Raw genomic sequence first — 12,227 nt, 5'->3', positions numbered from 1 at the left:
CTTGGATTCGGGGATTTTGTTTTTATAAAGTAAATATTTTTATTCAAGTTCTTCAATAAAAGCTTCTGTTGCTATCCGTAAACTTTCAAAATCAGAATTATTATAAATGATGTAATCCGCTAATTTACATTTCTCTTTTTCCGGCATTTGCTTTTGAATGATAGCTTCTACCTCACGATAGGTTTTGCCATCTCTGTCCATCGTTCTTTTGATTCTGAGATTATCATCTGCAGTAATCAGAAGGGATTTGTAACATTGTTGATTTAGTTTAAGTTCAAAAAGAAGCGCTGTTTCTTTGAAAACATATTCAGAATTCTGAGCTTCGACCCAATTTTCAAAATCGATTCTTACAGCCGGATGAATCAGATGATTTAATTGTTCCAAAAGTTCAGAATTATTAAAGACTTTTTCAGCAACATACTTTCTGTTATAAACACCATCAATATAAGCCTCAATGCCTAGAAGCTTAATGATTTTCTCTTTTAAAGCCGAATCTTTATTAACTATATTTTTCGCCTCATCGTCCGAATAATAAACAGGAAAACCTTTTTCCTCCAATAATTTCGCGACTGATGTTTTTCCGGAACCAATTCCGCCTGTTAATCCAATAATCTTGGGTATGGGAACATCTTCTTCCTGATTTTGATTAATATCTTGTATTTCCATAATTTATTTAATATCCAAAAACTTCATTAAAACTAAAAGTCTGGTCTAATTTCATACCTCTTTCCGTCATTTTCAAACTTGCCAATTCGTTATGAGCATCATGTTCAAAAAACAACAGGTAATCATTATCCACGCATTGTTTCAGGAATTTTCCTTTTTCTTCCAACGTTAACAGTGGCCTTGTATCATAGCCCATCACATACACCTGCGGGATATGCCCAGCCGTCGGAATCAAATCTGCTGCAAAAACAATTGTTTTTTCCTGATATTGAAGAACCGGAAGCATTTGTTTTTCCGTATGTCCATCAACAAAAATCACATCCATTTTCAAATCGGGAGCAAACCCATAATTACCGGTTGTTGGTAATGGTAAAAAATTCAGTTGCCCGCTTTCTTCCAATGGAAAAATATTTTCTTTCAGGAAGCTTGCTTTTTCTCTTGGATTCGGTTCTGTTGCCCATTTCCAATGATTTTCGTTGGTCCAGAAATTCGCATTTTTGAATGCCGGTCTGTAACCGGATCTATCATCATTCCATTCCACTGCTCCTCCACAATGGTCAAAATGAAGATGCGTCAAAAAAACATCTGTAATATCCTCTCTTACAAATCCGAATTTTTTTAAATTTTTATCCAATGTATCATCACCCCAAAGTGAGTAATGTCCGAAGAATTTTTCGTCCTGTTTGTCTCCAAGTCCGCAATCGATAAGGATTAATTTTTTGCCATCTTCTACCAAAAGAGAACGTGTTCCTAGTTCGATAAGGTTTTTTTCGTCAGCCGGATTTGTTTTTTCCCAAAGCGTTTTTGGAACAACACCAAACATTGCACCACCATCTAATTTGAATTTTCCACATTGGATTGGATAGAGTTTCATACGTAGTTATTTATTATTTTTATCTGCCATATGCAATCACCAAGGCTTCACATTTAATCAAAAATGATATCCCGGAAAGTGATTTCATAAGAGTTTTTGTTTTTTACTAATATAAGAAATTAAGTCGAATTGCAAACACCGAATTGCAGCAGCCCGACCTGAGTGGAGCTCTTTTTCTTTTTTTCAAAAAGAAAAAAGCGGGAACGGAGGGCGGATAAGCTGCCCAAATCTAATGTAGTGACTTTTAATAATTGATATTAAAACAGTTCACCCGGATTTTTCGGTCTGGAAATTTTCAGATGTTTATAGGCTTTGTCCGTTACTTCCCTACCTCGTGGTGTGCGGATAATAAACCCTTCCTGAATCAAAAATGGCTCGTAAACTTCTTCCAAAGTTTCCGGATTTTCACCGATAGAAGTCGCCAATGCAGAAATCCCGACCGGTTTGCCACGGAAATTCTCTATCATTACACGCATAATTTTGTTATCCATATCGTCCAGACCAAACTCATCCACATTCAACGAGTTTAATGCAAACTTTGTGATTTCGATTTCGATTTCTCCATTGCCTTTGATTTCTGCAAAGTCACGAACTCTACGCAAAAGTGCATTGGCAATTCTTGGTGTGCCCCGGCTCCTTCTTGCAATTTCCAGCGCTGCATCTTCATAGATTTTCACACCTAAAACGCGAGCGCTTCTTTCGATAATCATTCCGAGAAGTTCAATGGTGTAATATTCTAACCGGCTTTGGATTCCGAATCTTGCGAGCATTGGTTTGGTCAGCATTCCGCTTCGTGTAGTTGCACCAATTAAGGTAAACGGATTGAGGCCGATTTGTACAGAACGTGCATTGGGACCTGTTTCCAGCATGATATCAATTTTATAATCTTCCATTGCAGAATACAGATATTCTTCTACAATCGGCGACAAACGATGAATCTCATCTATGAAAAGGACATCATTTTCTTCGAGATTGGTAAGTAGCCCAGCCAAACTTCCTGGCTTATCGAGAACCGGACCTGAAGTGATTTTACAATTAACACCCAATTCGTTGGCGATAATATGCGACAGTGTTGTTTTTCCCAATCCCGGCGGCCCGTGAAGAAGAACGTGATCCAGGGCGTGACCACGATTTTTAGCGGCGGCCACAAAAACTTCCAGATTATCCAGCGTTTTTCTTTGCCCGGCAAAATCTCTGAAACTCTGCGGACGGATTTTTTCTTCCTGAATCAAATCGTCATCGGAATAATTGTCTTTATCGGGATGTAAAAAATCGGGCATTGTTCTGAATTAATAATTAAAAAATGATATTCAAAGATAGAGAAAATTTAAAGTAATCAAGGCTTGGTATTTTCCAAATCATTGATGATTTTTTTTAGCTCCATTTTCTCTTTTTCAGTCAACTTTTTCTGGATAAATCCATTTTCTGAAATTTGAGGAAAAACATTATAATATTGATAAGTTTTCAGCCAATAAAGTGACATCGCCGGAAATTGAGTTTTATAAATCAGTTCCTTCGTAGCGTGAAATTTGAGGTTTCCTAACTGATAAGATTTGGGGTTTTCTGATTTGAATTCCGTTGGTTTTATCAACTGTGACATCTGAAAACCGGACATCCATTTTCCCATATTAAATTGACCTTTGACAAAACCTGGCAAAGTGAAAATAATGGAAATAAAAACGGATAAAAATACAGAAACAAAGACCGCTTTTTCTTCGGAAATATCTTTGAAAATCAGAAATAATACAATCAGATAGATATCAATAAAGAATCGATACTGAGCTGAAAAGACAATAATCAAAATAAACTTCAATAAAACACAAATGAAAAGTAATGTGAAAAATTTCTCTTTCTTTTTAAAAGCTAAAAATCCTAAAATAAGAATACTTAATACAATTAAAAAATTGAAAACTGATTTCAATCCAATTGTAAACCAGTGATCGATTCTTTCCAAAAAATTAAAATCCATGATCTGCTGATAAGAATAATGCATATCGTAAGATTCCATTAACCCAATTTGTGAAGAATAGGTCAGAATCTCCTGACTCGGTTTCCAAGATAAATTAAAATCAACAGCTGAAACAGGAAAAACAGGAAAGCCAAAAAGCCAGATATTTTTAATGATAAATAAAATACCAAAAGCCAAAATCGGAATTAACATTTGAAATTTTAAATTTCTTTTATAAATACTTTCCAAAACAATCAATAATGGTAACCAAAACATTGTCGGTTTTATACAGAATACAAATATGGAAAGGTATAAAAGTGATTTTTTGTTGGTGTTATTTAGTAATTCATTCACAACAATTAGAGCAATGATAAATGTTGGCAAATCCGGACTCGGCTGCTGAATAAAAATTAAGAAAAAGGGAATAAAAAGAAACAAAACCCATTGCCTTCTTTCGTAAATGTAAATCAAGAATAAGATCAATAAATAAACATTAATCCTTAAAAAAACCATCGCTTAAATTTGAAAATCCGGCGAGATAAATATGCCAGAAAGAGGTTTGCCCTAATAACAAATCCAGATTTGAAATTCCTTTTACAAAGCCAACTTGTTTGAGGAGAGTAATAGTTGGAACGTAATAACTGTAATTGTCATACAAATAAGGAGAAAAAGAGCCAACAAAAATAATTAGTACAATAAAAAAGTAAAACCAGAAATTGATGTTTTTTTTGAATTCAAAATGAGTAAAATCTTTTTCTTTTAAAAATAATACTAATCCAACAACTCCTGCAATCAAAAAAGCAATTTCCACATAAAAATTCAACGGAAAGAAAAAAGCTAAGACTGTCTGTAAAAACGCCATGCTTAAAATTCCTAAAAGAGAAATTAATGCAAAACTTTTACACTTAATTTTAAGTAGTTTAATTGCGATAATTCCATTACCAAAATTGGCCAGTAAAAATATCAGAAGAGTTTTGAGAATTATAAGCATAAAAAAGATTGCTTACCAAAAATAAGCAATCTTTCCGTGTTAAAATATATATGAAGAAATTTTTTACTTCTGTACTCTACCAGATTTTCTATCTTCTGCTCTACCGATAGTATAACCGGTTGCACCACCCGCAATACCTCCAATTACAGCTCCAAGACCAGGATTCTTTTTGGAAATAATGGCTCCGGCTGCTGCACCTCCAACTGTACCAATAACAGTACCTTTTGCGGCGCTACTCCATCCTTTTTTCTGAGTTGCAGTTGTACCTGTAGAGGCAGCTGTTCCGGATGATCCGGAAGAAGATGTTCCCGCATAAGTTCCGGATGATCTTCTAGGTGAATCTCTGTAAACCACTCTTTCTTTTACCTGTACTTGCTTTTTAGCTTTTTCTGCTTCTACTTTGTTAAGGCTGTCTTTTTGTTTTTCGAAATTGATTTTTTCTTTTTCGATTGCCAGCTTTTGTTTCTCTATATCAATCTGTCTTGCTTGATAATCCAATTTTTGTTGTTCTAAGGATGCAGTCTGTATCTTTTCATCTTTGTTACAAGATGTAAATAATAAAATGATGCTTGCTCCTGTTAAAAATAAATTTTTCATAATCTATCATTTTTTCACAAAATGTGAATTACGTATAATCTGATTTCAATTATGATACCAAAATAAAAATCAAACTAAATAAATTAATATAATCAATTCCAAAATGTCGAATTTTATTAGGTTTTATGTGTTAATTTAAATAAATTAGACTGCATAAAACACAGCTTATATATGAACTATATAAAGTCTATAATAATCAAGAAAAGAGATCTCGCAAAAAATGAAATGGAATATGAGAAAAGTATTTTGTTTGACGTGTACACACTTACTCTTGTATTTTTGTTGTTGTGTAACTTAATTCTAAATGTTATTCTTAAATATTATATAAACTGTGTAATATTTGGCAGTTTTACTCTTTTTATGTTAAGTACGTTATTATGGCCTGACAGAATCAGATTCAACACAAAACTACTCATGCTTCTGTTCTTTTTTTTGGGAATAATGATTTTTTATTTCGATACCGTTTCCGGAAAAGGCTGTATGAACTATTTATCATACGTCTCCTTAACAATTGCTGTAGCATTTTTCTTTGATTACATAAAAGACAGATGGATTATTGTTTTCCTGATTGTTTCTTACTTAGCCTGGTTTTTAACGAATGTAACAACCGATTATTATCTCAACAGATTTTCCACTCAACATCTCACCGATCTGGAAGAATGGTATGTGAGAATATATAAGATCATAGAGATCACATTCTGCACTTTTATCGGGATGTATTTTATTTACAGAAAGGAAAAAGTACTTGTAAAATATTACATTGAAAAGGAAAGGCTGAATGCTATGATTCAGAAAACTGATAAAATTAATTTCTCTGGTGAATTGTATGACCTTGCAATGAGTAAAAACTCTCTTTTTATTACTTATTTCAAATCGCAGTTTCCAGATTTTTTCGATAAAATTTTAAATGCTGCTCCTAATGTTATTTCTTCTGAATTGGAAGTTTGTGCTTTATTGAAACTGAATCTTACTACAAAAGAAATAGCGACAGCCACTAATTCTACCGTGAGAGCAATTGAAAACAAGAAATACCGTATCAGGAGAAAGCTAAATATTTCTACTGAAACAGACATAAACCTTTATATTATCAATAATTTTTAAAGCTATTTTACAAATAAACAACACTATATATCAACACATTAGATAAATAGAGTGAATTAAGTGTACAAATATTTTTGATTGACTTTGAGAATTTTTATTATTGCATCGTCAAATGACACTGAAATAAAAACACAAATTTTTCTAAATCACAAATGTTTGAAATCTGCTGCAATTTTCAAACTTGAAAAGAAATCAATTTATTAGCATTTCTTTTTTAAAAAACACAAAAGCACAAATAAAAAAATCCGGAGCTGATGGCTTCGGATTTTGTTTTTATAAAAATGTAATATGTTTAGAAGAGTTCCTTTCTGATAATATTCTGAGAACGCTCCGGTCCTACAGAAACCAAATATACATTAATCCCCAGATGCTCTTCTATAAACTCGATATATTTCTTCGCATTGTCAGGAAGTTCATCATAAGTTCTTGCATTTGTGATATCTTCGTTCCAACCTTCCAGTTCCTCATAGATCGGTTCGTAATCATATAATTTGGTAGTGGAAGAAGTAAAATAATCTATAATTTTCCCGTCTTCGGTTTTATATTTTGTAGCAATTTTCAAAGGATGTATGCCTGTAAGAACATCCAGCTTAGTAATTACCAAGTTATTAATACCGTTAATCATACAAGCATGCTTAAGAGAGACCAAATCCAACCAGCCTGTCCTTCTTGGCCTTCCTGTTGTAGCTCCAAACTCAAAACCTATCTGTCTGATTTTTTCTCCGAGTTCATTGTCCAGTTCTGTAGGAAAAGGGCCATTTCCAACTCTTGTGGTATATGCTTTCGCAACACCAATAAGATTTTGCAAAGCAGTCGGAGGAACACCCGCTCCTGTACAAACACCACCTGTGGACGGCGAAGAAGAAGTTACAAATGGATAAGTTCCGAAATCAATGTCCAGCATTAAAGCCTGGGCACCTTCAAACAAGATATTCTTCCCTTCATTGATTGCTTCATTAATTTCTAATTCAGTATCAACAATTCTGTCCTTTAATTTCTCTCCAAGTGCCAAAAACTCCTGATAAATCTCCTCAACGTCCAATCCCGGCTTTTCGAAATACTTTTCAAAAAGAGAATTTTTTACTTTCAAATTTTTCTCGATTTTTTCTCTCAGCACATCTGGATTCAGAAGATCAATCATTCTGATTCCAACTCTTGCTATTTTATCTTCGTAACAAGGTCCTATTCCTTTTTTAGTTGTTCCAATCTGTGTTCCGCCCTGTTCTTCTTCTCTGTAGGTATCTAATAAAATATGGTAAGGCATTATAACATGAGACCTTCTGCTTATAAAGACATGATCGGTCTTCAAACCCTTACTTTCGATCTGCTCAATCTCTTTGATGAATGCTTTGGGATTTACCACTACACCATTAGCAATGATACATTTTCCTTTACACTGCAAAACCCCGGACGGTAAAAGATGCAGAACGAATTTTTCATCTCCAACATAAACCGTGTGTCCTGCATTATCACCACCCTGAAAACGAACAACATAATCCGATTTTGCAGATAAAACATCCGTAATTTTACCCTTTCCTTCATCTCCATACTGGAGACCTACAACTACGTAAGTTGACATATTTTTTACTTTTTTTAGATTATTTACAAAGTTATACTATATATACGGCTTAGCAAAATCATATAAAATAAAAAACCCTCTTACTATAAATAAGAGGGCAAAAACACAAATGATGAAAAAAATTATAAATGCACTGCTGCATCTACAATACAATTTTCGATACAAAAATCGTACATTTTTTTATAAATTACATTAAAAAATCGAACTTTCTTTCACTGAGTTAAATATTTATTAACAACGACTAAAAATAATATGAAAATATAAACTTATTTAACGTATATTATATTTTTTTATTAATCAAAATAAAAAAAGAAATCTTTTCAGTAATCAAATATAAAAAAATCAAGCAAAATCTATTTTTAAAACGAACAATAAGAATATATTACCACAAATAAACAAATTAAATTGTTTTTTTTAAAGCAAAACATAAAAAAAATTTTAAATTTAAATTAATAAACTTATGTTTGCATCATAATTTTAATCTAAATATAAATACTAAAACGATGTGCGGAATTGTATGCGTGTTTGACACCAAACAAAAAAATGAAGTTATAAGACCTCAAATATTAGAAATGTCTAAAAAGATTAGACATCGTGGCCCGGATTGGTCAGGAATTTATCAACACGACAATGTTATTTTCTCTCACGAGAGACTGGCTATTGTTGATCCGACTTCGGGGAAACAACCATTATTTACAAAAGATAAAAAAGTGGCTTTGGCTGTTAACGGTGAGATATATAATCATCAGGAGCTGAGAAAAGAATTCCCTGATTATGAATTTTTAACTCAGTCCGACTGTGAAGTTATTTTGGCTTTATATAAGAGAGATGGAAAAAATTTCCTGGAAAAATTAAATGGAATTTTTGCTTTTGCATTATATGACGAAGAAAACGATGCTTACCTGATCGGCAGAGATCATATGGGTATCGTTCCTTTATATATGGGCTGGGATAAAAGCGGAAGTTTCTATGTAGCTTCCGAACTGAAATCATTAGAAGGTGTTTGCAATAAAATTGAAGAATTCCTGCCTGGGCACTTTCTTTATAGCAAAGACGGACAAGAATTACAGCAATGGTACAAAAGAGACTGGGAAGAGTTTGAAAATGTAAAAGATAGCGCAACGGATATCTCTGCTATCAGAAAAGGATTGGAAGAGGCTGTCCACAGACAGCTGATGAGTGATGTACCTTATGGTGTTTTGCTTTCCGGTGGTCTGGACTCAACAATTATTGCAGCTGTAACAGCAAAATTCGCAAGGCAAAGAATCGAAAGTGGTGATACACAAGAAGCGTGGTATCCGAGATTACATAGCTTCGCTGTGGGATTGGAAGGTTCGCCGGATTTAGCTGCGGCAAGAAAAGCAGCAGATCACATCGGTTCCGTTCACCATGAGATTAAATATACCGTCCAGGAAGGTTTGGATGCAATAAAAGACGTTATTTATCATTTGGAAACTTATGATGTGACAACCATCAGAGCTTCTACGCCGATGTATCTTCTGGCAAGAGTGATAAAATCAATGGGAATCAAAATGGTTCTGTCAGGCGAAGGTTCAGATGAATTGTTCGGTGGTTATTTATACTTCCACAAAGCGCCATCTGCACAGGCTTTCCACGAAGAAACTGTGAGAAAATTAGGCAAACTTCACCTTTATGACTGCCTTAGAGCCAACAAATCTCTGATGGCTTGGGGCATCGAGGGACGAGTACCTTTCCTTGATAAAGAATTTATGGATGTGGCAATGACCATCAATCCAAAAGATAAAATGGTAACGCCGGAAAGAATGGAAAAATGGGTTTTGAGAAAAGCTTTTGAAGATATTTTACCGGAAAGCATTGCATGGAGACAGAAAGAGCAATTCAGTGACGGTGTTGGTTACTCCTGGATCGACACATTGAAGCAAATCGCAGAAGACGAGGTTACAGATGAAATGATGACGAATGCAAAATTCCGATTTCCTATTAACACGCCAATGAGTAAGGAAGAATATCGATACAGAACAATCTTCGAAGAACATTTCCCAAGCGATTCTGCGGCAAGCTGTGTTCCTTCTGTTCCATCCGTCGCCTGTTCAACACCGGTTGCTTTGGAATGGGATGAAGCCTTCAAAAAGATGAACGACCCAAGCGGACGCGCTGTGAAAGTCCACGAAACGGCTTATTAAATTTATTAAACTAACTACAAAGGAAAACCACAAGTCTCGGCTTGTGGTTTTTTTATTAATTAATAATTTTTTCTATAGTTGACCCCTTGTATTAGATATTCGGCTTTATGCCCATCATTAATACGAAACAATGTTTTAAGACTTCTATATTTATTAAACACATAGCAATTAAAATGCAAATGTGGACCTGTGCTCCATCCTGTATTACCACTCAATGCTATTGCTTGTCCTTTTTCAACTTTATCACCTCTATTTACTTTTAAACTGTTAAATTTCAAGTGGACATAAGAGCCCATTGTTCCATCAGAATGTAAGATATTTACAAAATTTGCATCTTTAGCGCAAGCTTCATTGTCACATCCTGTATTACTATCTTGCTTAAGTAGCATTACAATACCTTCTCTCGCCGCCAGAACCTCAGTTCCTTCCGGCATTTCAAAATCAAGGGCATTTTGATTTTTGTGAGAATACTCTCCATTATATCCCTGTATTATTGCAAACATTTTTCCTTTAGCATAAGGCAGGTCATAAATATAATCTTCATCCACATCTTTCCACTTATTACCTGGCGTCAACTTGAATTCAGGTATTTTTTTTAAACTGGAGGGTTTATGAATATCTAGAGGAACAAATTGAGCTAACCTTAATTTGGATGTATTTTCTTCAATCACATATCGATTTTTGAAATGCTCGCCTATCGACCGCATATTCTCAACCTTCGGCTGTCCAAAAAATTCAATTGAATAGGGAAAAGGATCATTATTATCCATAAAGACAGTGATCGTATCTTCTTTTTTCTGATAATAAAGCTTGAAATGATATTCTTGTGAAAATATAAAACTGTTACTTAAAATAATTACCAGCCAAATTAGTTTCTTCATCTGTTTTTTTTTAAAAGAAAGCCCCATTGCTGAGGCTTTTGATTTACTGTTTTGTAAAAACAAGGTTCTCTGTTTCTGGCAGATAGATATGGTAATCAAGATTTGGTGGGCAGGTTACATCATTTCTTGTTGTAACTCCCGGATAATAACTCCAATAAAACTGTGTATTGCTGATTTTCTGAAATTTTATTTCTCCACCACCTGCGCCACAATTTCCGCCGGCATACGCAAGATTTACTTCATTGTTGCTATCTCGATTTGTTCCCGTGCTTATTATTAAATATTTTACACTACCGCCAGTAGGATATACAGCATTTAAAGATGTTTGTAATATATTTCCATTTGTATCTTTCACTTCATATTTTATTATTAATACATCCTCGAAGAAATTTTTACCAAACATTTCATAAGATCTTTTCAATTCTTTTGTTATAATAAGAGTGGTTGTATTTCCTTGGAAAGTTCCTTTCCAAGTTCCGATATAAGGATCTAATTCATTATTTAAATCCTTAAAATAAGAATTTGTTGGTGTTCTAAAAGCAGAAGCATTCAAAGGATAAACTTGTTGTGATTTACAGGAAATTATTCCTAATAAAAAAAGTATAATAAATTTAAATTTTATAATATTTTTCATATTGTTTGATTTTAAATTTTATAAACAAGGTATTGGTGAAGTGCTTCCGTCTGAATTTTGATTAATAGTAGAAATGTTATTATTATCATCTATTTTTTGAACAACAATTTTGTTCTTCGGTCCTTTTCTAATATTCTTTCTTATAAAATAAAACCTCCTTTTCACGGGAGGCTATTTTCTTTACTGTTTTGTAAATACCAGATTCTCCGTCTCTGGTAGATAAATATTATAATCTTGATTCGGAGGACAATCTATGTCATTTCTTACAGTGGTTCCGGGCGAGTAGTTCCAAGAGAATTGGGTGCTGTTTATCATTTTTATTATAATTTCTCCAAGACCTACACTACAATTACCACCTGCATACACCAAGTTTAATTCATTATTACTATTAAGATTGGTTCCTAAGCTCATAATTAAATTCCTTACTCTATCTCCTGCAAGATATGCTTCGGGCAGAGTAGTTTGTAAAATATTAGCGTTTGAGTCCTTCACTTCATATCTTATTATTATGATATCCTTTAAAAAATTCTTGCCCAAAATTGCATATGGTCTCTTCAATTCTTTTGTTACTACAAGTGTGATTGTTTTTCCTTGAAATGTTGCTTTCCAAGTTCCGACATAAGGATCTAATTCATTGTTTAAGTCTTTAAAGTAAGTGTTTGTTGGCGCATCATATTCTGAAGCATTTAATGGCATTGTTTGCGCTTTACAAGAAGTTAGTTTAAGTGTAAATAATATGATAATTACAAATTTTATATTTAAAAAATTTTTCATAATAATTAAATTTTTAG

General features: G+C 33.5%; 12 protein-coding genes. 2 read left to right on the top strand and 10 right to left on the bottom strand.

Translation table 11 applies throughout. The features are described 5' to 3' along the window. Positions 1–39: 39 nt before the first annotated feature. From coaE to QOL71_RS10670, 6 genes are all read right to left on the bottom strand, one after another. A complete protein-coding gene (gene coaE, locus QOL71_RS10695; protein WP_283417191.1) occupies positions 40–621 on the bottom strand; it encodes a dephospho-CoA kinase in 582 nt (193 codons plus the stop codon). Between the two features lie 52 nt (positions 622–673). After that, on the bottom strand, positions 674–1,540 hold the full coding sequence (locus tag QOL71_RS10690; protein WP_283416918.1) for an MBL fold metallo-hydrolase: 867 nt from the start codon (positions 1,538–1,540) through the stop codon (positions 674–676). 257 nt (positions 1,541–1,797) lie between these two features. Then, complete coding sequence (gene ruvB, locus QOL71_RS10685) at positions 1,798–2,820, bottom strand: Holliday junction branch migration DNA helicase RuvB (protein WP_120212581.1); 1,023 nt, start codon at positions 2,818–2,820, stop codon at positions 1,798–1,800. Between the two features lie 56 nt (positions 2,821–2,876). After that, positions 2,877–4,001 (bottom strand): LIC_10190 family membrane protein, encoded by a 1,125-nt coding sequence (locus QOL71_RS10680; protein ID WP_379953571.1) that lies wholly within the window; start codon positions 3,999–4,001, stop codon positions 2,877–2,879. Then, the gene (locus tag QOL71_RS10675; protein ID WP_283416916.1) at positions 3,982–4,479 is read right to left on the bottom strand and encodes an LIC_10190 family membrane protein; all 498 of its coding nucleotides are present in this window, start codon (positions 4,477–4,479) and stop codon (positions 3,982–3,984) included. The genes QOL71_RS10680 and QOL71_RS10675 overlap by 20 nt, the downstream gene beginning before the upstream one ends. 63 nt (positions 4,480–4,542) lie before the next feature. Beyond that, the gene (locus QOL71_RS10670) at positions 4,543–5,076 is read right to left on the bottom strand and encodes a glycine zipper domain-containing protein (RefSeq protein WP_283416915.1); all 534 of its coding nucleotides are present in this window, start codon (positions 5,074–5,076) and stop codon (positions 4,543–4,545) included. Positions 5,077–5,517: 441 nt separating this feature from the next. On the opposite strand from QOL71_RS10670, the gene QOL71_RS10665 reads away from it, so the two are divergent. Next, positions 5,518–6,177, top strand: a complete 660-nt coding sequence (locus tag QOL71_RS10665) for a helix-turn-helix transcriptional regulator (protein ID WP_283416914.1) — start codon at positions 5,518–5,520, stop codon at positions 6,175–6,177. A 292-nt stretch (positions 6,178–6,469) separates the two neighbouring features. Here the strand turns inward: QOL71_RS10665 and QOL71_RS10660 are convergent, their stop codons facing one another. Then, the gene (locus tag QOL71_RS10660; protein WP_283416913.1) at positions 6,470–7,756 is read right to left on the bottom strand and encodes an adenylosuccinate synthase; all 1,287 of its coding nucleotides are present in this window, start codon (positions 7,754–7,756) and stop codon (positions 6,470–6,472) included. A 503-nt stretch (positions 7,757–8,259) separates the two neighbouring features. Between QOL71_RS10660 and asnB the strand changes: the two genes are divergently transcribed. Then, complete coding sequence (gene asnB, locus QOL71_RS10655; protein WP_283416912.1) at positions 8,260–9,921, top strand: asparagine synthase B; 1,662 nt, start codon at positions 8,260–8,262, stop codon at positions 9,919–9,921. Positions 9,922–9,980: 59 nt separating this feature from the next. On the opposite strand, the gene QOL71_RS10650 is transcribed toward asnB, so the two are convergent. The 3 genes from QOL71_RS10650 to QOL71_RS10640 all read right to left on the bottom strand — a co-directional run bounded on the left by QOL71_RS10650 (position 9,981) and on the right by QOL71_RS10640 (position 12,210). Continuing rightward, positions 9,981–10,802 (bottom strand): M23 family metallopeptidase, encoded by an 822-nt coding sequence (locus tag QOL71_RS10650; protein WP_283416911.1) that lies wholly within the window; start codon positions 10,800–10,802, stop codon positions 9,981–9,983. A 43-nt stretch (positions 10,803–10,845) separates the two neighbouring features. Continuing rightward, positions 10,846–11,436 carry a DUF6705 family protein gene (locus QOL71_RS10645; protein WP_283416910.1) on the bottom strand — a complete coding sequence of 197 codons (591 nt, stop codon included), beginning with the start codon at positions 11,434–11,436 and terminating at the stop codon, positions 10,846–10,848. A gap of 180 nt (positions 11,437–11,616) precedes the next feature. Continuing rightward, positions 11,617–12,210, bottom strand: a complete 594-nt coding sequence (locus QOL71_RS10640; RefSeq protein ID WP_283416909.1) for a DUF6705 family protein — start codon at positions 12,208–12,210, stop codon at positions 11,617–11,619. Between the last annotated feature and the right edge of the window lie 17 nt (positions 12,211–12,227).

The organism is Epilithonimonas pallida, assembly GCF_900182975.1.
Classification (GTDB): domain Bacteria; phylum Bacteroidota; class Bacteroidia; order Flavobacteriales; family Weeksellaceae; genus Epilithonimonas; species Epilithonimonas pallida.
The sequence above is the reverse complement of the archived record's forward strand: the minus strand, read 5'-3'. Positions and strand labels throughout refer to the sequence as shown.